General features: G+C 35.2%; 18 protein-coding genes, 1 pseudogene and 1 CRISPR repeat array (1 of these 20 running past the window's edge). All 19 genes and pseudogenes read right to left on the bottom strand.

Going from position 1 to position 23,972, the window contains the following annotated elements:
• Positions 1–173 precede the first annotated feature (173 nt).
• The 19 genes and pseudogenes from AB3U99_RS07945 to AB3U99_RS07855 all read right to left on the bottom strand — a co-directional run bounded on the left by AB3U99_RS07945 (position 174) and on the right by AB3U99_RS07855 (position 23,387).
• Positions 174–2,114: a glycoside hydrolase family 127 protein gene (locus AB3U99_RS07945; RefSeq protein ID WP_400246748.1), complete on the bottom strand. Its 1,941-nt coding sequence runs from the start codon at positions 2,112–2,114 to the stop codon at positions 174–176.
• A gap of 106 nt (positions 2,115–2,220) precedes the next feature.
• A complete protein-coding gene (locus AB3U99_RS07940; protein WP_400246747.1) occupies positions 2,221–3,576 on the bottom strand; it encodes an ABC transporter substrate-binding protein in 1,356 nt (451 codons plus the stop codon).
• Positions 3,577–3,609: 33 nt separating this feature from the next.
• On the bottom strand, positions 3,610–4,497 hold the full coding sequence (locus tag AB3U99_RS07935; protein ID WP_400246746.1) for a carbohydrate ABC transporter permease: 888 nt from the start codon (positions 4,495–4,497) through the stop codon (positions 3,610–3,612).
• Between the two features lies 1 nt (position 4,498).
• Positions 4,499–5,371: a carbohydrate ABC transporter permease gene (locus tag AB3U99_RS07930; RefSeq protein ID WP_400247996.1), complete on the bottom strand. Its 873-nt coding sequence runs from the start codon at positions 5,369–5,371 to the stop codon at positions 4,499–4,501.
• Between the two features lie 283 nt (positions 5,372–5,654).
• The gene (locus tag AB3U99_RS07925) at positions 5,655–7,259 is read right to left on the bottom strand and encodes a response regulator (RefSeq protein WP_400246745.1); all 1,605 of its coding nucleotides are present in this window, start codon (positions 7,257–7,259) and stop codon (positions 5,655–5,657) included.
• A complete protein-coding gene (locus tag AB3U99_RS07920; RefSeq protein ID WP_400246744.1) occupies positions 7,252–9,069 on the bottom strand; it encodes a sensor histidine kinase in 1,818 nt (605 codons plus the stop codon). The genes AB3U99_RS07925 and AB3U99_RS07920 overlap by 8 nt, the downstream gene beginning before the upstream one ends.
• Before the next feature lie 191 nt (positions 9,070–9,260).
• The gene (locus tag AB3U99_RS07915; RefSeq protein WP_400246743.1) at positions 9,261–10,211 is read right to left on the bottom strand and encodes a RimK family alpha-L-glutamate ligase; all 951 of its coding nucleotides are present in this window, start codon (positions 10,209–10,211) and stop codon (positions 9,261–9,263) included.
• A pseudogene (locus AB3U99_RS07910) lies at positions 10,211–11,271 on the bottom strand (LLM class flavin-dependent oxidoreductase). The gene AB3U99_RS07915 and the pseudogene AB3U99_RS07910 overlap by 1 nt, the downstream one beginning before the upstream one ends.
• 522 nt (positions 11,272–11,793) lie before the next feature.
• Positions 11,794–12,576, bottom strand: a complete 783-nt coding sequence (locus AB3U99_RS07905; protein WP_400246742.1) for a serine/threonine protein kinase — start codon at positions 12,574–12,576, stop codon at positions 11,794–11,796.
• Between the two features lie 111 nt (positions 12,577–12,687).
• The gene (locus tag AB3U99_RS07900) at positions 12,688–13,281 is read right to left on the bottom strand and encodes a cell wall hydrolase (RefSeq protein ID WP_400246741.1); all 594 of its coding nucleotides are present in this window, start codon (positions 13,279–13,281) and stop codon (positions 12,688–12,690) included.
• 315 nt (positions 13,282–13,596) lie between these two features.
• The gene (locus AB3U99_RS07895; protein WP_400246740.1) at positions 13,597–14,367 is read right to left on the bottom strand and encodes a sugar phosphate isomerase/epimerase family protein; all 771 of its coding nucleotides are present in this window, start codon (positions 14,365–14,367) and stop codon (positions 13,597–13,599) included.
• A gap of 14 nt (positions 14,368–14,381) precedes the next feature.
• Complete coding sequence (locus tag AB3U99_RS07890) at positions 14,382–15,200, bottom strand: sugar phosphate isomerase/epimerase family protein (RefSeq protein WP_400246739.1); 819 nt, start codon at positions 15,198–15,200, stop codon at positions 14,382–14,384.
• A gap of 69 nt (positions 15,201–15,269) precedes the next feature.
• Positions 15,270–16,433 (bottom strand): Gfo/Idh/MocA family protein, encoded by a 1,164-nt coding sequence (locus AB3U99_RS07885; protein WP_400246738.1) that lies wholly within the window; start codon positions 16,431–16,433, stop codon positions 15,270–15,272.
• Between the two features lie 97 nt (positions 16,434–16,530).
• Positions 16,531–17,286, bottom strand: a complete 756-nt coding sequence (locus AB3U99_RS07880; protein ID WP_400246737.1) for a sugar phosphate isomerase/epimerase family protein — start codon at positions 17,284–17,286, stop codon at positions 16,531–16,533.
• Positions 17,287–17,794: 508 nt separating this feature from the next.
• Complete coding sequence (locus AB3U99_RS07875; protein WP_400246736.1) at positions 17,795–18,847, bottom strand: Gfo/Idh/MocA family protein; 1,053 nt, start codon at positions 18,845–18,847, stop codon at positions 17,795–17,797.
• 144 nt (positions 18,848–18,991) lie between these two features.
• On the bottom strand, positions 18,992–20,359 hold the full coding sequence (locus AB3U99_RS07870; protein WP_400246735.1) for an extracellular solute-binding protein: 1,368 nt from the start codon (positions 20,357–20,359) through the stop codon (positions 18,992–18,994).
• Between the two features lie 31 nt (positions 20,360–20,390).
• Positions 20,391–21,245, bottom strand: a complete 855-nt coding sequence (locus AB3U99_RS07865; RefSeq protein ID WP_400246734.1) for a carbohydrate ABC transporter permease — start codon at positions 21,243–21,245, stop codon at positions 20,391–20,393.
• Positions 21,246–21,264: 19 nt separating this feature from the next.
• Positions 21,265–22,206 carry a carbohydrate ABC transporter permease gene (locus AB3U99_RS07860; protein WP_400246733.1) on the bottom strand — a complete coding sequence of 314 codons (942 nt, stop codon included), beginning with the start codon at positions 22,204–22,206 and terminating at the stop codon, positions 21,265–21,267.
• A gap of 302 nt (positions 22,207–22,508) precedes the next feature.
• The gene (locus AB3U99_RS07855) at positions 22,509–23,387 is read right to left on the bottom strand and encodes an AraC family transcriptional regulator (RefSeq protein WP_400246732.1); all 879 of its coding nucleotides are present in this window, start codon (positions 23,385–23,387) and stop codon (positions 22,509–22,511) included.
• A gap of 583 nt (positions 23,388–23,970) precedes the next feature.
• A CRISPR array of direct repeats spans positions 23,971–23,972; the repeat unit is 29 nt (it continues 3,450 nt past the right edge of the window).

Below are 23,972 nucleotides of genomic sequence, written 5' to 3'. Positions count from 1 at the left end.
GTAGGAAATTATTTATGATGTATGCAAAAGGACCATTTCGTTTAAAAAATAATGCACATAATCTAAACTACAAAAAGAGAGGAAGGAAATAACCCCCTACCTCTCTTCTCCCAAGCTATTAAAATCAGTAACTAAACAACTATAGATGGTACTATCTAAAAGATGTCCCCCTTCTATCTTTTCTCATTCATCCAAACGATCATTTCACCTGGTTCGCGATTACACCAAGCATAATACGGAATCGCTTTCAATTGTACTTTAGTAGTACTGTCTTCAACTGGACGATACAGCTCGCTATTCCAATTGCTTTGGTCTAGTCGTTCCGCTTCCCCAGTAATTCTAACAACCCCTTCAAGCAATTCTGGATCATATTCTGCTTTTAACTCTGCATCTCTTGGTAAGATAATGCCATGTAAATTTTCTCCATTATCTACTTGCTCTAGACAATAAACCACTGGTCCACGTTGAATAGCGACTTTCCCAACATTATGGCGTACCTGTGGATTCGATTGGATACGTTCCGCTACCATTGGGAAAGATAATTCAATATGGTCATTTTCTTTCCATCTACGATTAATATATACATAACCATTCTTCATTAGTGGAAAATGATCTACTATCTCCCCATTTAGCTTCACCACTGTTCCTTTTGCCCAACCAGGAATGCGTAGTGCCATAGTAAAGGTTTCCTCCTTTTCTGGAGAAACAATCATTGAGACATTTCCATCCCACGGGTAGTTCGTTTGTTGAACAAGCTTAACTTGGTTATTTGCGATTTGAATATTTGTCTCACTTCCCATATATAAATGAACAAATAGTTCTTTTTCCTTTTGTGAATAAATGTAATGGCCAATGGATGCAATTAACCTTGCTAAATTCGGAGGGCAGCATGCACAGCCAAACCACTTTTGGCGAACAGATTTCACATGCTTTTTATCCTTTCTTTTATCACTAGCTTCTGGTAAAACTTCTAATGGATTGACATAAAAGAATTTCTTACCGTCTAAATCCATTCCGCTAATGGTACCATTATAAAGAGCTAGTTCCATTACATCAGCATACTTATTATTTGCTTCTAGCTGTAACATACGGTTAGCCCAGAAAACTAAAGCAATAGAAGCACATGTCTCTGTATAGGACAAATCATTTGGCAAATCATAGTTGAAGGAGAAAGATTCACCAAACTCCATGGAACCAATGCCTGCAGTCACATACATTTGCTTTTGCGTGACATTATTCCAAAGTTCTTCACATGCTTTTTTTAGGGATTCATCTTTCGTTTTCAATGCAAGATCGGTCATTGCTGTATACATATAAGTAGCTCTAACTGCATGGCCAACTGCTTCTTTTTGTTCCCTTACTGGCTTATGTGCCTGATGATAAGCATAATCGTCGTTAAACCAAAACGGTTTTGTTTCTTTTCGTCTCTCTTTCTCCATATCAAAATAATGAGGCTGTTTTCCCCGTTCATCAATAAAATATTTACTTAAATTCAGATATTTTTCCTGCCCTGTTACATCATATAATTTAACTAATGCTAACTCAATTTCTTGGTGTCCTGGATATCCCTTTAACTTATCTTCTTCCGGACCGAAAACGCTATCAATATGATCCGCATATTTACACATAATATCAAGGAATTGCTTCTTACCTGTAGCTTGATAGTATGCTACTGCTGCTTCAATTAAATGTCCAGCACAATATAATTCATGATTATCACGAATATTCGTCCATCTGTTATTAGGCTCTTTAACCGTATAATAAGTATTTAAATATCCATTTTCATCTTGCGCTCTTCCTAATAAAGCGATTACTTCATCTGCCGTTTTCTCTAGTTCCTCATTTGGCTCATTTTCTAAACTATATGCAACTGCTTCCAGCCATTTAGCAATATCACTGTCTTGAAACACCATTCCATAATATTCGCCTGAAGATTCCCCTGCTGCAATTCGAAAATTTTCAATGGCATGGCTTGGGGAAGTATCTGGTAATCGATCATTCAGTGCTTCCCATTGGTAAGGGATGACATGATTCCGTACAACCTCTAAATATCGCCCCCAAAATCGATCATTAATTTTCACTTTATTCGTTGCGATTTCTTCCACTTTCTTCATTCATTTAAACCCCTCTCCTATTATTCTTTTCACTATTTTCTTAAACTAGTCACTCATAGATTATATTTTCTGTGAATTTTGCAATAATCCTTTTTAAATCTATTATTCATTCACTTGGATATCTACCTTCCAATAATGGAGAAACACTCTCTTCTAATTCTGCCAGTACATCATCTAGAGATTTCGCATCTGTCCAATATTGGTCAAGTCCTTGTTCTAATTCTGTATTGATTTGATCCCAATTAATGATATCGATCTCAGGAGCTTGAACTGCATAATCTAATAGATAATTTATCGCTGCATCTCTATATTCTTCTGGATGTGCTGGGTTGTCTGTCCATTCTTTTATTTTTGCCTCATCAGTATAATATTCTTCTTGGATAGGCATCCATAACCCAGTCTCAAATAAATCAACTTGCTCAGGGTCATTGTGATACATATAAAACTCTAATGCCTCTTCTGGATGTTCGGTACTGGAGAATATAACACTCGCTCCAGATAAGAAAATTGTTTTTAGTTCATCGAATTTAGGAAGGACAGCCACTCCGAAATCTACTCCTGAACCTGCAATATCTAATAAAGCCCATTGACCATCAATAGCCATCGCTACCTTCTTCGTCTGCAAACTAACACTTGTTGCAGGCATGTTCTCCATTTGGACAGGAGTTGGAGCTATATGATATTTATAGATTAAATCATGTATATTTTGAAAAACTTCTTTTGCTTCAGGGGTATTCAATGTTAATTCGGTACCTTCTTCATTGATGATATCCCCTCCATTACTAAGTACCATTGGCAACCATCCATTAAAAGTAGAAGGAATACTAATTCCATATTGCATAATTTCTTTCGGGTTAAAATCAGATTCATCAGCTGTTCTACCCTTTGAATCTTTCGTTAGTTTTTGAGCCGTTTTTATAAGTTCATCCCAAGTCCAAGCATCTTCCGCTTTAGAAGGTGGAACCTCAACACCAGCTTCTTCAAATAATGACTTATTATAAAACATCATCTCGATTTCTGATGCGGTAGTATTACCTACATTTTTTCCAGGCTCATAGTATAAATAAGACTGTGCAACACGTTCTTTCAATGCAGGGTACTGATCTTGATAGTCCGTTAAATCCATAATTTTCCCTTCCTGTGCCCACTTTTTCGCTAGAGATGTTCCTAAATAGGCAACATCAGGGAGTTCATTGGATGCCATTAAAGTATTCACTTTCGTGTTATAGTCCCCAGCTACATGCTGGCCAACTACCTTAATATCTGGATGCGATTTATTAAAAGAATCAATCATTTTCTGTATTGCTTGCTTTTCCATGTTACTGCCCCAGTACATGAAAGTTAATTCTACTTGATCTCCGTTATTATTTGAGGAACCAGCGCTTTCTCCACTACTACAACCAAATAGTAAAAATACAATCGAAATAACCAAACTTGCAATTTTTACACTTCTCCATTTCATCTTTATTCCCCCATTTTCGCGAATGAATTCTTTTTAACCCTTTGTTCCAGTAAGCGTAATACCTTCTATAAAGTAACGCTGCGCAACAAAATATAGAAGGACGATTGGTGTTACGATCGCCACACTAGCAGCCATCAAGTAACCCCACTGTGCATTATATAGTCCTTTAAATGTGGCAAGTCCGATAGCCAATGTAAACTTGCTGTCATCATTTAAATAAATTAATGGTCCTAAAAAATCATTCCATACGGCAATAAAAGTAAAGATCAAGATGACGATAAACGCAGGCTTTGAAAGCGGTATTATAATCCGAAGCAGGACAGTTAATGGTGATGCTCCATCAATATAAGCAGCCTCTTCTAGCTCCCGTGGAATCGATAGAAAAAACTGACGTAATAGAAAGATATTAAAAACACCATTTATTCCTGTACCAAACCAAGATGGTAATGTTAATGGAACGATTGTATTTAACGCTCCTAATTCTTTCCACATCATAAACGTTGGTATTAGTGTAACCGCATATGGTAACATCATCGTACTTAAAATAATCATAAAAACGATATTTCTACCTTTCCAGCGCAACCGAGAAAAGCTATATGCAGCTAATGTGCTACTGATCAATGTACCTGCAAGGACTAACAGCTCAATCATTAACGTATTTAGCAAATATTTATCAAATGGGACAGACGTTAATGCTTCTGAATAGTTAGACCACATAAACGGTTTAGGAATCCACTCTGGTGGAAATGCAAAAATTTGATTCATCCCCATAAACGAACTTCTTACTAACCAAAAGAACGGAAAGAGCATAATTACACTACCCAAAACAAGCAGTAAATAAATGAATATTCTACTTAACTTGAAATTTGATTTGCGAGTAGGTTTGATCGGCTCTGGATTGATGACAGGATTTGTTTCCATTTTAGTTTTCCCCTCCTTCGTAATAGACCCATTTTCTGGATGTCAGGAATATTAAAGATGATAAGAATAATATAATTAGAAATAATCCCCAAGCAAGTGCACAGGCATAGCCCATTTGACTATCTTTAAATGCTGTTCTAAAAAGATAGTATACATAAAATAATGTCGAATTATTTGGTCCACCTTCTGTCATGATGTACGCTTCATTAAACACTTGAAATGTATTGATTAAAGCCATAACTAAGTTAAAGAAAATGGTAGGTGTCATCATCGGAATCGTTACATGCCAAAGCTTACGTAATGGTCCCCCACCATCTACCTCTACTGCTTCATATAAATGTGCTGGAACACCTTGTAGTCCTGCTAAAAAGATAACAGCAGCATTTCCTAATCCCCAAGTACTCATCAGCATAAGGGAAGGGATGGATGTTGACTCACTGTAAATCCATTGTTGCCCAGAGACGCCAACCGATCCTAAAATCGTATTTAATAAACCAAAATCGGGGTTAAACATCCATAGCCAAAGCATTGTATTGGCAACAGATGGCACTAATACAGGAAGGTAAAAAATGGTTCGAAAGATAGAAAGTCCTTTTACTTTTTGATTTAAGAGCATTGCAATAAAAAATGCCCCAGCCATTACCAATGGCACGCTTCCAAGAGTGTAATAGATTGTCACAAATAGAGATTTGCTAAAAAGCTTATCTTCTGTGAGCATGGTTTTATAATTTTCTAAACCAATAAAGGAAAAGCTTCCCCCTATATTCCAGTCCGTCAAACTAAAACCTAATGATGCAATCATTGGAATGAGGGTAAATAGTAAGAATCCGATCATCGCCGGAGCAGCTAAAAGAATGCCCCAGTTTCTTTCCATTCTCCGAATGCCTGATTTATGTTTCCGGCGAGCTGTTACTTCCAAAATTCATTCCCCCTTTTTAAAATGATTTACGTATATTAATTGTTTAAGCTTTGTCTTACAAATTGATTATAAAGCGCTTTCAAACTATTAAACATAGAATATTCTACGATTACCTTTGTTTTTTTACGAAGATATTAAAAAACCCTATGCACTAAAAAAAATACTGATAATTATTCATTAATTGGTTTAACAAAAAAAGAATTCTTCCCCTCTTAGAGATGAATTCTTCCTAATTTCTTTATAAATAGCGCGCTCTATATTGAGATGGCGTCATTCCCTCATTTTTTTTAAAAGCGATGCTAAAATAATTCGCATCAGCGTAACCAATTTTTTCAGCAATTTGAAATATTTTTATTTCAGGTTGAATTAATAGCTGTTTCGCTAATTCAAATCTCGTTCTAGTTGAAAACTCCATAAATGTTTCGCCTGTCGCTTGTTTAAATAAAGCACTAAAATAGTTAGGACTCATATGAACATAATTTGCAAGTTTATTTAAACTTATATCTTCAGAGATATGCTCACGTATCCATTGTTTTGCATCCTCTATAACATTAGGATTTCCTAATCGATGTTGTTTTTTTATTTCTTGAATAATTTGATGAAAAAAACCTGTAATAACAGCCATGACATCTGCTACCGTTTCAGCATTATAAATCTGAGCAAATGGATCTTCCTTAAAAATGTCCGCTTTTTCTAGCTCATTTTCTGCGATTAATCGGATTGCATAAATCATTAGTTGAGTGGATATGATTTTTCCATCACCAATCGATCTTCCTTGTAGCTCTATAATGATTTTATTCAAAATATCATCCACAGCTACCTCGTTACCAAGTCTTAATTCACTCAATAAATATAGTTCCTTATTCAGTACTTGTTTAACGGCTGCTGCTTTCGGTTCAATCAACTCGAAATAAATGATTGATTTTTCTCCTAATACAGACTTATACTCTAATGCTTGCATAGACTCTTGGTAAGCTTTGTGAATATCATCTGGATTTTCATGAATATCACTTACTCCTATACTTGTCGATAAATTATAATAGTCCAAACATTTATATTGGAATTCTTTTACTATATGGTTTAAAACAGTCTTACTTCGACGAGCGTCGGGTTTATAACCACTTGTCACAATAAGTGTCAGATACCCAGGCTGCCCTTTTATCACCACTCCATTTGCAAACAAATCAATGACTTCATTTGCTAATTTTGAGAGAGCATAGCTATTAAGCTTACAATCCTGTACATCCCATCGTTCTAATAAACGACTATAATGATCAATAGAAACGGAAATAACGGTATAAGAATTATTCAATGTGAATTCCATTCCGATTTCACTTAAGCTTTTCACACACTCCAAATAACTTCTTTGTCGATGTAAAAGTTCCGTCCATATTATGTCCGCTGTTATTTCTACACTTTCTAAAATTTTCCCTTCTAATACTTCAATGTATTTTTTACTATGTTCTTGCTCCCTAACACTCTCCGCTGCTTTTTCTAAAGCAGTACATAACTCCTCGTAAGATACAGGTTTAAGGAGATAATCAGATGCACCTAGTTCAATCGCCTTTTTCACTTTAGGAAAGTCATCATATCCTGTTAGAAAAATAAATTGCATATTTTTATTTTCCACTCGGAGTCGTTGCGCCAACTCTAATCCATCCATATCAGGCATATTAATATCTAAAATAACGATACTTATCTTTTGTATTTTCACCTTGTTCCAGGCGTCCAGCCCACTAACAGCAGTACCAACAGAATGTAAATCTAATTGCTTCCAGGGAATCGAATCATTTATTCCCTCTCGGATATGATATTCATCGTCCACAATTAATACATTAATCATCAGTACGATCCTCCTTGGTAAAATCAGTCAGTTTCGGAACCTTTATACTTACTGTTGTGTATTTGCTAAATTCACTAGTTATGTATACGCCGTATGCTGACCCAAACTGGAGCCTTAATCGATTATGTACATTCTTTAGACCGTATAAAGGTATGAGATTTTCTCCATTTAACGTACGATTTAATTTTTCTACTTGGTCCTTTTTCATTCCCATTCCGTCGTCTGTAATATGAAAGCATATTCCTTCTTCAAAAAATCCCCCCGTTATCATAATAGTGCCCTTATCATTATTAACTTTAATACCATGATATAAAGCATTTTCTACAACAGGCTGTAAGAGCAGCTTAGGAATATAATAAGGATGAATTTCTTTATCTACTTCTACTATCACTTCAAACTTATCACTATACCGGATTTTTTGAACTTGAATATATGCCATCACATGATCCAATTCATTTTTGATTGAAATATTATCCTTTCCTTTATTTAAGGATAAACGGAAAAAATTTCCTAACGCACTTATCATTTCACTAATTTGATATTGTTTATGTGATAGTGCTAACCAATTAATAGAATCCAATGTATTATACAAGAAGTGAGGATTTATTTGTGCTTGAAGTGCGTTTATCTCCGCCTCTTTCCTTTTTACTATCGCTTGGATGACTTGATTAGTTAATTTCTTATTTTCCCGATGCATCTTTATAAATTGAACCCCAATCTGCCCCACTTCGTCATTTGGATTAAAATATTGTAATTCTTCCTCTGAATCTTTATTTCCGTTTATCACTTTAGCAAGATTATTTAATGGAGAGGTAATTGCCTTACTAAAAACAAACGCAATAAAACACCCAATTAAAAACACAACAAAAAGAACCCCAATCGTAACCTTTTGAATAATAGATGCATCTGAATAAAATTTTGATGCTTGGATTAGATATACAAATTCCCAAGGCATATTCTCGATCCGTTCAGAAGAGATAATATAATGCTCTCCATCAATCTTTGTACTTTTAATGGTTCCTGGTTCGTTTTCACTAAAACTCTTCAAGAAATTTTTTTGGTGGACTATTTTTGATGCACTATCTGTTTGCAAATAATGTACAAGCTCATCATTATTATCCACAACAAAAAAATTCGAATCTCTACTGGAATTTAAAAAAGACAAGCCTTCAAAAAAAGTAGATTTTTCTATCTCTAATAAAATAAATCCGCATGGTTCATAATTTTTTTCAATATTTCTTAAAACTCTCCCAATTACCATTGAACTTGAATCATAGGCGAAATCAGTAAGTGAACGGTTGTTCCACCAAACGATATTATTCTCTTTCAATAACTGGCTATAAATTTGATTGCGTTGCTTTTCATTCAAAAATGTATTGGAACGTGCATTAGAGCGTTTGTATAGCTGTTTGTCTGTTTGATGGTAAGAGGAATATAAAACAAACGAGGTAATATAGGATTTATTTTGTGTGATCTTTGTAATGGCAGAGGTTACTTCCCTGACATTTTTTTTATAACCATAATCATCATGGTACGCTGTATTCAGCACATCCTGAATTTCCGAATTGATTGTAATGACATTAATAACGTCCTTTAAATCAATATAAAGTCTTTGAATATAATGATCTCCCATTTGAAGGGCTGAGGCTACTTGTTCTTCTGCTCTTTCCCCAAGTTTTTCTACAGAAATATGGTAAACTACAAAACCAAGAATCAACATTGGAAGCAGTGTTAGCAACAAGTTTAGAGAAAAAAACTTTCCACGAATCGTTCTTTGATTCAAGAGTTCGATTAATCTAACCTTCTTCATGTCTAGCCCTCCAAAAGTCAAGCGTGAAAGCGCTTAAATTTAGGTTTATTTTACTTGAATAAGGGGAAGGCTGCAAGGTGAAATATGTACTAGATAGAGGAATCTTCTACTAAAGGATCATTTAATCTTTGATTCTATTATAAATATTAAAGAAAAGGACAGCTAATCTAAACTGTCCCTTAACAATTTTATTACTTCGAAACTCCATATCTACTACTCAACTCATCCCCTAAATAGGTAGCGAGTTGAAGCATTCCATATATGCCAGCTTCTTTTTCTGCATCTGCATTGTAGTTTGTATTTGTATTAATATCATACGTATAAATTGTACCCTTATGATCTTTCATAAATTCAATTCCAGCCACTAATATTCCTTGTGTTGCTAAGAATTGCTCGTATTTTTCGATGATTGGTTCATTAAAGCCTTGTTTAATCGTAAAGCTCGGCTTTTCTTCCACTTGTTCGCCAACTGGGCAGAATAAATCGTTTATTTGGCATGCATCTGCAGGGCAAAGCTCGAAGCCTCCTGCTGTATCTACCTTCACTGCATAAACGAATTTCCCGCCAACAAATTCACATCTTGTAATCGATTGATCAGATGTTTCAATATATTGTTGGATTAAGGTAATGCCATCAACAGGTTCTTCAAATTCTGGTCCTTCTACGTATGCTTCCAATTCTTTAATGGAATGGAATAAACGAACGCCCAATCCTTTTCCTGCACGATTATGCTTTGTTATAAAGGATGGATCGCCCAGCTGTTTTGCAGCTGCAATAATATGGTCTTTACCAGTTGCCACCAATGTTCTTGGAGTAGTAATGCCATGCTTTTGCAATGCTGCATATTGAGCCGCTTTACTCACTTCTAACTTTAAGGCACTACTGCCATTTACTACCGTTCTTCCATTCGATTCTAGCCATTCCAAAACTGCAGCCGTATATTCAGCTGCATAGCGATGATTACGTGTATGGGAAGAAGCACTCATTCTGCTATAAAAGATACCTTTTGGTGGCCCCTGAAGTAAATCGAAGCTTCCTTCTGATAGATCCCATTCTTCATAGGGCAAATTTAATTCATCTAGTCTTTTTGTTAAATGAACCGTCCACTCACTATTTTCATGAATAACATAAATTTTACTCATCATCCAGTCACTTCTCTTTCTTTACGTAATGTCTCAACTAACGGCATAACCTTTTCGGAAAATCTTTTCATTTCCTCAAGCTGTGGGGAAAATTGTAATAATAATAAATCTACTCCCGCTTCCTCATAATCTAGTATTTTTTTCGCTATTTGTTCTGGTGTTCCGATTAAATTAGGACGCAAGCCACGATTGGAAACGGAGTAATCATATAGTTTAATTTGCTGTTCTAATTGAGATTTATTAACAAAATCATCAAAGCCCGCATAAGCTGACGACTCTTTTACATCTGTAATTCTATCTAACTGTACTTGCGCATCTTCTTGTGAATCACGGCAAATAACATATGCAGCCATTCCAAAAGAAGAAAATGGTTCTTCTTCGTATTTCTGTCTCTCTTCTTGCATTCCTTTAATTTTCACCGCAATTTCTTCTACCGTACCACCATGCATCACATAGGCATCACAGTTTTTAGCAATAATCTCTTTCCCTTTTGGACTTTCTCCGCCGGCATACAGGATTGGATTTGGTTTTTGGACTGGTTTTGGCGATAGCTTTGTATTGGAAATCTCATAGTACTTTCCTTTATAGCTAAAGGTTTCTTCTGACCATAATCTTTTTAGTATGTCAATAAATTCTTGTGTTCTTTCATAGCGATCATCATGCTCTGTGAAAACCCCACCATATTGTTTAGCTTCTTGCTCCCACCATGCGGAAACAATGTTTAACGTAAATCTCCCCTTGCTAATATGATCGATGTTTGCAGCCATTTTTGCTGCAACAGCAGGATTATGGAAACCTGGTCTAATCGCAGTCATAATTTCTATCTTTTCCGTAACAGCAGCTAAAGCCGCGGCTGTTGACCATGCTTCTAGAGAATCTTTTTCAGGACCTTTAATATCGTTTAAATATAGTTCGGCTATTAAAGTAGTATCGTAGCCCCATTTCTCTCCACTTTGAATTACTTCTTTTCTTTTGCATACTCAAACGTCGGTGGCATGTTTTCATTTTCTACATTTCTTAGCCATCCCCCAAAAATAGGCAGCCAAAATCCATATTTCATGTTCCTTACCCCTTTTCCCATGTATTCTAAAAGAAGCTATCTTTTTAATAAAACAAATTGTTTAGAATATTAATAATATTATTATACTTCTTACTAGATTGCAATATTTTCACAGAAAACCGATATATTTAGTGTGATTAAACGTTATTCTTTTGTAAGCAGATATTTTCTTCTATTCAATCATTTATATTACAACCATGTAATTTTTTCGTAAATTCCCGTTATATTTTTGCATTGTTTGCTAAAATTAATATTTACTAGCTCAAATGAGGTGATACAGTGTTTAGAAAAATCATGAAGAAAATACAGCAGATTTCAGGCAGTTACAGTAAAAGTCGTCGGTATAAAAGATATAGTAGCAGTGACCGAAGAAGTTATCGTAAACACAAAAGCTACAGCAGCTCTGATTACAGAAAACGTAATCCGTACGGTGGCAGTCATTATTATAAGCGCCGGAAGCACAGTAGCTAATTAAAGTTCAGACAAAAAAATCTTGTACAATTGGGTACAAGATTTTTTTTGCTATACTCTTTTGGGTTCTTTTAAAGCTTCCATCGCAATATTTAAATCTTTTTTAATTTCGTTCACATTAGTATATGGCTCAGAAATTCCTAATAATTTTTTGAGAAGTATTACTGTTTCAGGATGCAATGACAATTCCTCTAACCATGTACGTTTCTTGCTTTTCTTCCCTTTAAACTTGGAATACATTAAAAATAAAATCATTTGACCAAAGTCATAATAATCATCTTGACGATAATTACTTACTGCTTTCTCATTGTCTTGATCTATTCGATTAGCAAGTCCAAAGTCAATCAAGTGCACTTTCTCTTGTTTGACGATAACATTAGGTGGTCTAATATCTGTATGAAAGATATTATGTTGATGAAGATAACTTATAATAGAAAGAAGTTGTTTCATCATGATTAGTGCTTCTAATTCTGTGAACATTTGATTTTGAAAAAATAATAAATCTTCTATATTATCTCCATCTACATATTCCATTACATAATAATATTGGTTTTCTATCCTAAATTCATCCATTAAAGCTGGAATCGCATGATGATCTATTTTTCTCAGTAATTCCGCTTCGTCCTTAAATCGTTCCCACTCTCGCTGTTTTTTCCCTTTGCTTGGTCGTAATTGTTTTACTACATATTTTTTTCCTGAACGATTATCTGTGCACAGATATATCATTCCATATGCACCCACACCAAGACATTTTTTCAGTGTATATCTATTTAAGACAGTTCCATTTTTTTGTGGCTTATCAAAAATAAACCGAGTTACATAACTCCATTTCAATACCATTTACTCCTTCTACGCTAATATTTCATTGTTTTATTGTAACAAAAATGGTGAGTGAGCTAAAAGGAAAAAAGCACCAATCCACAAAGATTGGCGCTCTGTTTCTATTTATCTAGCAAAACGATGATTTCCAATTGTAACGGTTACTTCACGTGAAAAAACCCAGTCACTTGTAGCTGTTCTTGGATTGAAGAAATATAGCGAACCATTTCCTTGTCCCCCTAAAGCAATTGCTTCATTGACAGCTCTTTTTGACTCTGCGCTAGCATCCTTATTAATTTCTCCATTTTGAACTGGTGTAAATGCATAATACCCATTTACTTTTTCATAGATTACACTGCGAATGTTATTAGGAAATTGATTGCTTTTCACACGATTTAGAACAACAACTGCCACTGCAACCTTCCCAGCATAAGGTTCACCAACTGCCTCCGCTTGAACTAAACGCGCCAGTAAATCTTTATCGGCTGGCGAAACTGTTGCATATGGTAGAATCATATTTTGACCTATAATTAATGCTTTACTATTGTTTGCTTTCATTAAATCACTGACTGGAATTCCAAATCCTTTTGCCACTTTCCAATAAGTGTCCCCAGACTGGATTGTCCGATTCGTTGCAGCCTCTGCTTGATCTATTAATGTAAATGCTGAAATAGATAACACTAATCCAGCGGCTACTATTAGCTTCTTTAAATTCTTCAAATCCTCTTACCTCCTAGTAGTCTCTGTGTCTACTACTAGGCTAGCAGATGTAATATTTCTATTCATCGTCCAAAAAATGGGAAACAAGAAATTGATTTGCCTGTGCTTTGCTAGGAAAGGCATAAAAGTTTCAATGGAATTGTTAACCAATTGAGTTAGTTAGCTAAGGTTATCCTTATGTGGGAAAATCAGGTAGGTTTGTTACGATGTGAAATTTGTTTGTAACAACATTACAAGGGAGAAATTAGCGCCATTAAATCTAGATTAAAGGCGCTAAAGAAGATAATGTACTTAAAACAATCCAAATCGTCTTCCTTATACCAAAGAAAACTGCTGTTTTAAATAAACAAGGGATTGCCCAATTTCTTCTTCAAAGTCCCTCCAATTACACTCGATGGAAATTCTGCCATCATAGTTTGCTTTATGTATGTAGCTAGCAAACTCTGAATATGGATACGTACCAGTACCTGGAGAAAACCTACTAGAATCAGCAACATGTATATGAGTAATAGAGTCCTTATGTTCGTATAAGTTGGAAAGTGGTTCCCTTTCTTCTTCCATATGATAGAAATCAGCTAACGCTTTTAATGATTTTCGATTTAGCTTCTTTGTCCATTCAACCGCCTCAGGGATACTGTTAATCACATTAGATTCTTTTTTGTTTAACGGTTCAATAACAATTGTTAAGTTTAGCTGTTCGGCAATATCCGTTACCATCGATAAAAATGTTACTATTTGTTCTGCCCCTTTTTCTTTCGGAAAGCCTTTAGGCAAGCTTCTAGCACCACCACTTCCAAATACAATAGTATCTGCGCCAATTCGGTGCACACGTTCTAATGCCGAAGACAGATAATTTTTCACTCGCTGATTATTCACATTTTCTCCAACGATTTTCAAATCGCTTGGAAGGAGAACATTAAACGCTTCAATCGGTATGGGGGAATCTTTATATTTATATAATATGTTTTTAAATACTTCTTCGTTTTCCTCTGGCATGAGAGAAACAATGGTACATTCAATAAAATCATAGCCTGCTTTATACAGCGCCTCTGCCTTATCAATCTCAGCACAACAACCAAACTTCAATGGAATCAACACCTTTATAGAAGAATATTGTTCATATACTTACTAAACTGTTTAAATGCAATTTCTGGCTCTTCCAATTCAGGACACCACTTTTTTTCCCATTCTAATGTAAAGTAGCCATCATAATCATTTTTCTTTAATAGGCTGAATATTTCTTGTAGAGGTATATCTCCTTCCCCTAAAAGACAAAGTTGATAGCCTCTTCTCGTCTCTTTCTTGACATAGGAATCCTTCCAATGTGTATATTTAATCCTTTCACCTAGCGTTTCCCAAGTGGATTCAGGTTCTTCTCCAATTGTTCGATAAGGATGATGAACATCCCATAATATTTGGAAATGCTCAGAGGAGACACGCTGAACCAGTTCTTTTACATATCTACTATCTGTCCAATCATCATGTGTTTCTAGCAAAAGTTTGACATTAGCTTCTTCTGCAATAGCAAGATATTGGCGAACATTTTTCTCGGCAACTTCTATTGCTTTTTCTCTCTTTAACTCCCCAATTGCTCCACCAAAGACACGAATATACGGGGTATTGAATTCTTTGCATAGCCATACATACTGTCTTAATTCTTCTAAATACGCTTCATATTCTTCCTGTGATTGAGTAACCAGTTTCACCGAGCTTGAAAAACATGGGATTTCTAAAGCCGCTTCCTTAAATCGGCGAACCGTTTCTTTTACATTCGATGAAAATTCTGGAAGCTTGTAAATATCAAGTTTCCCTAAAAACCCGCGAAAATCAACACCATCGTAGCCATTTTCGACTGCATTTTTGATAATCCTCTCTAAATCCCAATTAGGGCAGCCTAATGTTGTAAATGCTAATTTCATTTTTTTACCTCACCTACTATCATAATAGTATTCTTACAGAAAAGGGCAGAATTAATCTGCCCTTCTAAATTAATGTGAACCTTCTACATTTAACCTGATATTTTCATTATTTTTCTTTTTAAAAGTAGATGCATTAATTCTTTCTTGCAATTTGGAATAGTAAAGGCCTTCATTGATTGGAAGCTCCACCCAGTCATCTAGCCATGCAGATAAATGCATCGCATTAGAGATTTCTAATCCTTTTATACCTTCTTCTCCAGGTCCAAGTAATGCTGTTCCATTACGAATTGCATTCACCCAGTTTGCTGTAATTCCTTTATGCTGTGTTGCTTCCCCATTAATTGGGATATCGATTTTCCAGCATTCTGGTTCGCCAAATCCACCTTTATATTCTTTATTGAATTCCCTTTCCGATTGTCTCAGTCTCCAAAAGGTTAATTTCCCATCCTCTACCACTACTTTTCCGCGATCTCCTGAAATTTCATAGCGATTGGTGCCAGGAGAGTCACCTGTTGATGTAACAAACACCCCTGTTGCTCCATTTTCAAATTCCACATAAGCGGTTACATCATCTTCTACCTCAATATTGTGAAATTTCCCAAACCCACAAAATGCCCGTACTCGTTTAGGCATCAATCCACTCGTCCATTGCCATAAATCAAGCTGATGGGGATCTTGATTTAAGAGAACGCCACCTCCTTCTCCAGCCCATGTCGCTCTCCATCCACCTGAATCATAATAGCTCTGTGATCGATACCAATCAGTGATAATCCAATTCGTTCGTTTAATTTCACCAACTTCTCCACTTTGCACAAGATCTCTAAGCTTTTGATATAAAGGATTCGTTCGTTGATTGAACATAATTCCAAATACCTTATCACTCTTTCTAGCAATCTCATTTAATTCACGGACATTTTTTGTATAGACACCAACTGGCTTTTCTACTAAGACATGGAATCCTTTTTCTAGTGTTTTAATCGCTAATGGCGGATGATCATAATGGGGGGTTGCAATAATAACTCCGTCCATACCCCCAAATTCAAAAAAACGATCAACCTGATCAAATGTCTGAATATGCTCTCCTAATGTTTCCTTTGCCCAGTGTAATCTTTCTGGATTGCTGTCACATACAGCAGTTAATTCCGCTCCCTTAATTTCTCCGTTATTAAGATACACAGCATGTGAACTTCCCATATTACCGATACCGATAATTCCGATTTTGATATTCCCCAACCTACTCCATCTCCTTCGTTTTCATCCTACATCTTTATACACTATTTTCTTTCAAAAAAATGGAAGTGTTATTTATCGAGAATTCCTATTTCTACTCCTATAACTGCTTTGTTAATCGGTTAAGGTTTTCTAAACTTATTTGTAGACTATCCATAGGGTCTCCAGGGCAAATATCTTGTTCTACTGCATACCATTCGACTCCGGATTTTTCACACCAATTTAGAATAGGGACGAAATCGATTACGCCAGTACCTACTTCTGCAAATGTTTGTCTTTCATCATTCGTCATGTCCTTTAAATGAATGATTGGCATTCTATTTGCATATGGTTTGATAAACTGCAAAGGATCTTTCCTACCTTTTTTCACCCAAAATACATCTATTTCCGCATGAATATTATTATTGTCTGTTGTCTCTAATAAGTATTCCAAAGCTGATTTTCCGTCTATTTCGGTATCAAATTCAAATGCATGGTTATGATAACTTATACGAAATTCTGGTGCCTTCTTCGCCACTTCATTCAAAAGTGTCTTTACCTTTTCATATCCATCTTTATTTCTTAAATCTTCTGGTAAAAATGGGCAAACTATATCCTTTGTGTTATATAGTTTTACCTCCTCCAACACCTGATCTAAATCATTTTCTAAACGATCGATGGATATATGTATCCCTGCCGTTCCCAGTTTATTTTCCTGTAAAGCTTTTGCTACCTCGACTGGATCATAACCAGAAGGAAGTGCAGACAACTGAACCCCAGCCCAGCCCATTTCCTTCAACTCTTTAAATACAGGGGATATCCCTCTTTTTAATTCCTCTCTTAAAGTAAATAATTGTGCAGCAAACTTATTTTCCATTTGGCTCTCTCCTTTGTTATATAAAAATAAGGCTCTGTTATAACGGAATGTTGATTTTACTGTGTTTGAAAAATAAACGGTATAATTCCGTTTAAATTGGGAAATGTCCATATTTCCTTAAAAATAAAGGAGGTATTTCCGTTTATAGTATCCAAATCGTTGGATTTTGTCTTATTTAGAGCCGTTATTCGGAATTTCTCCACTTATATCTGCTACTTAAGCTCCCGCTATATACATTAGCCGGAAATCCTCCGTCTATGAATTCTCATCCCTACAAGAAAATCAACAATGAATAATAACAGAGCCTAAAATAAAAGTCTATTATTCTATATTAAGTGGTTTATTTTGAAAAACATTATCTTATATTGTTCATTATGGACAATTTTTTTACTCGTATTGCTTTTTCCTAAACTTATCCTCTTAATCACTTAAAAAATACTCTCTTTGCTCATTAATGCACAATTTAACAAAAATCTTTCCATTCAGGATTACTTCTATCCTAGAATGCTCACATATCTCCTAAATTCCTAAAACCATTTCGGTAGCCGGAAAATGGGATGTCATCTAGTGTTACTTCCTTCTTGATTTTTGACGATTTGACGATTGCATCAATCATTTGTAAGGAAGGAAGTGCATCTTTCACATGAATATAGTTTTGGCTATTCTCTAAAATGCACGTATAGAATGTATCAATCAATTTTTTATGACTTGCTCCGTAGTAGAATTTGGAGCCATCCAATTTCGTGTCTTTTTCCTCTTCTACTTTTTCGCCATTTTCGTCAAGTATCGTTAAGATATTGTCCTTAATTGTAAGTTTTTGTTTCTCTAAGACTATCTGTAGTTCCACACTTGAATTATTTCCATTGGCAATTGTCGCAAAAAAGAAACCTTTTGCTCCGTTTTGGAATAAAATTGATGCAACTGCTGTGTCTTCTGTTTCAATCCCATAATCAAGAAGCTGATCAATAGATCCTCTTATCGTTGCTATTTCCCCTCCAAATAGCTGCATTAAATCTAAGGTATGAATCGATTGATTTATCATTACTCCTCCACCAGCCAAGTCCAATTTCCCTCTCCATGGTTTCTTGTCATAATAAAACTTAGGTCTTGCCCAAGTCACAATTCCTTTTATCCCAATGACTTTTCCATATTCATCTGAATCTATTATCTTCTGCAATTTTTCAACCGTCTCATTCAAGCGGTTCTGAAAGCATACACATATTTTCACCTTTTTGTTATCTTCTTCTAGCTTCACTAATTCAAGACCTTCCTCTGCATTTAAGGCCAATGGTTTTTCTTGTAAGACATTAATTCCCTTTTCTACACAAGCCTTTGTTACAGGATAATGAAGATAATGTGGTAAACAAATATGGACACAATCTAACGTTTCAATTTCTAGCATTTCTTGATAATCTGTATAAAATTTCACTCCATGAACCTTCTCCTTATGCGATTCATCAATATCACTGACTGCTACTAACTTAGCTTTTGGGTTTGCTTGAATAGCAGAAAGATGGATACTTGAAATATCACCGAGACCAATCACAGCTATCTTTAACATAGAACACTCTCCTCGTTTTTTATAAAGCTTGTTTTTTAACAATCAGACTGCATACACATTACTTTCTGTTAGCAGCTCCGTTCCTAGATGTTATTGTGCATACAGTCTGCCTAATATTTATTGATTAGATTAAAAATCTAGTTTTTAGCGATTTTTCACCCACTCCGTACTCTCCTTTTGAGCTTTTTCAAGGGCAGCTTCTGGACTTCTTTTTCCCGTTAATGCAGCTTCGATTTCAGATGTTAAAATATAACGTGGTTGAGAAGATCCCCATGGATATCTTGGAGTTGTCGGTGTGGACATTGCTTCAAACACAGGAAACATTAAAGGCTGCTCTTTTACACTTTTCCATTCAGTTGCAGATTTCACTGACGGTACTAGACCAAGTTCCTCATAGACATATTTTTGGGCAAAATCACTTGTAGCGAATTTGAGCCACTCCCATGCTAATTCTTTATTTTTACTGTCTTTGGCAATAGTGATTGGACTTCCTGCAAATAAGCCGCCTTGACCGTCGTCATTCTTAAATTCCTGAGAAATTCCGATTCGATCCCCTAGTCCTTGGGCATAGGCTGGTTTCACCGTGTCCCCAGGTCCTTGGTTTAACATAATGGCAATATTATTATCCTTGGTCAGCCATTTTTCATTTCCTTGGTTACTAACAATGCCTTTTGGGGCGTAGTTTTGCATATCTAACAACCAATTTAAACCGTTCAACATTTCATTTGAATTATAACTAAATTTGACCTCATCCCAGGCAAAGCCTGTTCCCCACTGTCCATTTTGACCTTCAGCAAGATCAACTAACGTAAATGCAGATGACCAGTCTCCACGGAACCAAATGCCATAATTTTGTTCCCCGGTTACTGGATTTTTCCCAGTCATTTGTTTCGTTTTTTCTGCCACTTCTTCCATCGTTGGATATTCAGATAAATATTCTACTCCCCATTCATCAAATAACTGTTTGTCATAGCTGATAAAACGTGCATCTCCCAAAAACGGAAGTCCGAAGATAGCCAATTCTTTACTATCTGAACCTAAAGCTTTCCAACCTTCTACTTGATTATCGATAAAAATGTCTAAATTAAAATCTGGATCTTTATCAATCCATGGCTGTAATGGTTCTAATACACCTTGAGGAGCAAAATCAGCTACACCTGGCATCTGATATACATCTGCTTCGCCTGAAGTAATCATTGCTTGCGTTTTTTCTGTGTATCCTTCCCAAGGCATCAGGACAAATTTTACAGTGGCGCCAGGATGTTGCTTTTCAAATTCTTCTTTTAGGACTTTTACTCCTTTTGCAGACTCACCAGTAATCGGATCTGTCTTATCTTCCATGGCAAAATCACCGATCATCATGACTGTTATTTGTTGCCCTGCCCATTCTCCATCTTTATCTGAACCCGAGGAACCTTCTGATTTCGAGCTACACCCTGCAAGCACAGTACCAATTAACAGCGTTAATACAAATGCAAATGTAGCTGTCTTGGAAAATAAACGCTTTTTCATCTTTCTACCCCCCTGTTTATTTAAAAATCTCCTACTCACCTTTAACACCACTTAATGCAATACTTTGGATAATGTATTTTTGTAAGAACAAATACACGATGACAATTGGTAATACACTTACTGTCGCAAGTGCCATCGTTAATCCGCCTAAACTAGAACCATTTTCTAGGGAGAAACTTGCTAAATATAGAGGAATCGTTTGCAAATTTAAATCATTAATAACAACTAGTGGCCACATAAAATCATTCCAGCTCCATATAAAAGATAAAATGACCATTGTCGCTGCGATAGGACCTGCCAGCGGCAAGTACACACGAAAGAAAATTTTAAATTCCCCGGCTCCGTCAATTTGCGCTGCTTCTCTTAATGTATCTGGCAGCTGGTCAAAAAACTGTTTACATAGAAAAATGAGCATTCCACTAATAATAGATGGAAGGATTATGGGCCAAAAAGTATTTAATAGACCAAATTTATTAAATAAGGTATATAAAGGGATTAACCGTGGTTCCATTGGAATCATTAACGTACAAAGGACAATAACAAATAAAAATTTTTTCCCCTTGAATTTTCCTTTAGAGAACGCATACCCTGCTAATAAAGAAGCAGATACACTTAAGAAGACAGAACTTACAGTCACAATTGTTGAATTTATATAAGATTGTAAGAGTCTCCCATTTTCAAAAACGATGCCATAATTGAATGATGAAATTGTCTCCGGTATTAATCGAGGTGGAAAAGGCATCACAATATTGGCAGTTCGATCAAATCCAACGCTAATCATCCATACAAATGGCGCCATTAGAACAATCCCAAAAAAGACCAAAACAATATATTTAATAATGGATGTGATTCTATCCAATTTCCTCATTGACATATTAATTTTCACCGTCTCCCTCCCCACTAGGTTAAATTTTCATTTTCGACATTTTTAAATTGATAAACGTAAATATTAAAATAATAATGAACATAATATAAGTGGCAGCCGATGCGATTCCAAACTCAAAACCTGTAAAACCACGCTCATATATAAAAGCCCCCATTGTCTGAATCGAACGAGCAGGACTTCCATTTGGACCACCTATTACATACACCTCATTAAAACGTTGCAACGCTCCAATCCAACCAGTAATCAGTAGGAAAGCAAATGTTCCCGTCATATTTGGAATCGTAATGAACAACCATTGCTGTAATCCACTAGCTCCGTCAATTTTAGCAGCTTCATACATTTCAGATGGAATTGCTTGAAGATTAGCAAGACATATAATGATAACAAAACCAATCCAATGCCAAACGGCGAGTAATATAACTCCCCATTTAGAAGTGCTAGGGTCTGAAAACCAACCTGGAGCCGGCAGCCCGATTGAATCAAGCGCAAAATTAACAATTCCCATTTCAGGATGTAAGACAAATTGAAAAATCATCGCCGCAGCAACAATGGAAGTAACATTTGGCAAGAAGTAGATAACTTTAAAGAAGTTTTTTCCCTTTCCAATAGTGTTAATTAATGTCGCAAAAATAAAACCTAATGGAATGGTGATAATAACTTGGAATATTCCGATAAAGAAAGTGTTCCACACAGCATTCCAAAACGGTCCTGATGTTAACACAGTGCGAAAATTATCTAGTCCAGTAAAGCTTTCAATTGTTCCATTCGATTTAAAAAAGCTTAATCTAAATGATTCTAAAATTGGATAAAGCATAAATAGCAAGATCCCTAAAAAACTCGGAATTAAAAAAATATACCATGTCCATTGTATCGTTCTATTTTTATTTTTCTTTCTATCTGACTCTGAGTAAATACTGGTTTTCACACTTGTTTCAGTCGTCGTAGCATGATTATTTTCCATAGAATCTCCTTTCTTCAATAGACTCGTTTTCTTCCTAACCTATTTTCTCGAGATGATAACGCTTTCAATTCAATGGAAATTTTAACGAGATAACTACTCATTTACTTCTATCACTCCCATTCTATTAACAAAACAATCTTTTTCATAACGGGGTAAAGTAGTTAGGTCACTTCTAATTCCATTGTATGAAAGTTATAGTTTTTTAACGTGTATATAATTGTGTAATATGAAGAAGAAATTGTTTTCTATTGCTCTTTTAAGCAATGGAAGTAGTAAAAATCATTGGAGAAACAGACCAATTCTTAGTACGTATTTTTCATACGAATGGCTTTACTATTGCGATATTCGGTAGGAGTAAGATTCATTTGTTTTCGAAAAAAACGACTGAAATGAGAGGAGTCTTCGAATCCTGATTCTAAAGATACCTCAAGAATCGATTTGTCTGGATGTATCTCGAGAAAATATTTAGCACGATTTATGCGACAGCTCATTATATATTGCATAATCGTATACCCAGTTACATCTTTAAAGATTCTAGACATATAATACTTGCTTATATTTAAATGTTGAGCAATATCATCCAAAGTAATCGGATTACAAAAATGCCGATCAATCCATTCGATCATTTTTTTGACATGTATATTCTTATCTGACTCGACAGGGGCACTATATTGAAGCTGTTGCTTACTTAAGTCAAAAACCTTAAATAAAAGTTGGACTAACATCGTTGTTAATTCGCCATTTTCCAACCGATTTTCTATCTTATTTTCTTGATTAGAAGTTTGTCCTTTCATTGCCATTTTTCTTATTAGCTCTTTCATTTCTGCAGATTTTTCTTTGTCTCTTATATGAAATAAAGTATTAGTCAATTGACTAAAAGGATCTAACAATTCAGGGACATTCAAATTAGTTAAAATCGGTCGTAACCATTCAGAGGAAAACTCAATGACACTTCTCTCATAAGAAATTCCTGGTTCTGGATATGCTCGATGTAAAGTTAATCCATTCATAATGATTAAATCATCTTCTTGTAAATGATAAATATGATCCCCAATTAGATATTTACATTTTCCTCCATGAAAATAATAAATTTCATACTTATCATGGGAATGGTAACGAAAATCTTCATAGCTTTCCACTTTATCGACTAAACGATAGCCTGCAAAAATTTTATCAGCCAACTTTAACCCTCCTATCTAAAGCGTTTTCAAAAATGATTGAATATGAAATTGGTATACAACTAAACTAATCCCTTTGCTTTTGATTTTTTCTTCTTATTTATTCTCTATTCTTATGATAGTAACCTTTTATAATTCCAAAAATAATTATTTGATTTTAATACCTTAGAACTTTCACAATTTGAGTGATTTAAAAAGAACATGTAAAAGTAGAGGACTGCAGGGCTTGATTAGAATTAGCATAATCTTGCTTGACTTTACTTTATTTAAATGAAATAAATCACTTGTGAAGAGGGAGAGATTATTAATTTCAATGTTGTTAATTTTCTTAGCATATCCACTCAATCATTTTAGAGTGAACATATCATAATCATAAAGGTGACTTAGGATGACTTTATATCCCACTGTATTCGGATAAAATCCGTTCAATTTTCTTATTGCTAGCTTCGGCAGCCTTTTTATCCCCGACTACGTTCAGATAAAATCAACTTCAATCTAATATGAGACAACTGCATAAACAAACTTTTCCCACTACGTTCAGATAAAACAATATTTAGCTCCATCTGCTAATAGTTTAGGTTGGACCAC

Source organism: Niallia tiangongensis (genome assembly GCF_044704065.1).
GTDB lineage: Bacteria > Bacillota > Bacilli > Bacillales > Cytobacillaceae > Niallia > Niallia tiangongensis.
Note: the sequence above shows the minus strand (reverse complement) of the source record. Positions and strands in the feature narration are given on the sequence as shown.

What these genes read in the sequence shown, in the direction of transcription:
- AB3U99_RS07920 (WP_400246744.1), bottom strand. Translation starts at nt 9,069, where the DNA reads ATGAAGAAGGTTAGATTAATCGAACTCTTGAATCAAAGAACGATTCGT.
- AB3U99_RS07945 (WP_400246748.1), bottom strand. Translation starts at nt 2,114, where the DNA reads ATGAAGAAAGTGGAAGAAATCGCAACGAATAAAGTGAAAATTAATGAT.
- AB3U99_RS07925 (WP_400246745.1), bottom strand. Translation starts at nt 7,259, where the DNA reads ATGATTAATGTATTAATTGTGGACGATGAATATCATATCCGAGAGGGA.
- AB3U99_RS07860 (WP_400246733.1), bottom strand. Translation starts at nt 22,206, where the DNA reads ATGGAAAATAATCATGCTACGACGACTGAAACAAGTGTGAAAACCAGT.
- AB3U99_RS07940 (WP_400246747.1), bottom strand. Translation starts at nt 3,576, where the DNA reads ATGAAATGGAGAAGTGTAAAAATTGCAAGTTTGGTTATTTCGATTGTA.
- AB3U99_RS07870 (WP_400246735.1), bottom strand. Translation starts at nt 20,359, where the DNA reads ATGAAAAAGCGTTTATTTTCCAAGACAGCTACATTTGCATTTGTATTA.
- AB3U99_RS07935 (WP_400246746.1), bottom strand. Translation starts at nt 4,497, where the DNA reads ATGGAAACAAATCCTGTCATCAATCCAGAGCCGATCAAACCTACTCGC.
- AB3U99_RS07890 (WP_400246739.1), bottom strand. Translation starts at nt 15,200, where the DNA reads ATGAAATTAGCATTTACAACATTAGGCTGCCCTAATTGGGATTTAGAG.
- AB3U99_RS07915 (WP_400246743.1), bottom strand. Translation starts at nt 10,211, where the DNA reads ATGAGTAAAATTTATGTTATTCATGAAAATAGTGAGTGGACGGTTCAT.
- AB3U99_RS07875 (WP_400246736.1), bottom strand. Translation starts at nt 18,847, where the DNA reads ATGTTAAAGATAGCTGTGATTGGTCTCGGTGATATTTCAAGTATCCAT.
- AB3U99_RS07930 (WP_400247996.1), bottom strand. Translation starts at nt 5,371, where the DNA reads ATGGAAAGAAACTGGGGCATTCTTTTAGCTGCTCCGGCGATGATCGGA.
- AB3U99_RS07880 (WP_400246737.1), bottom strand. Translation starts at nt 17,286, where the DNA reads ATGGAAAATAAGTTTGCTGCACAATTATTTACTTTAAGAGAGGAATTA.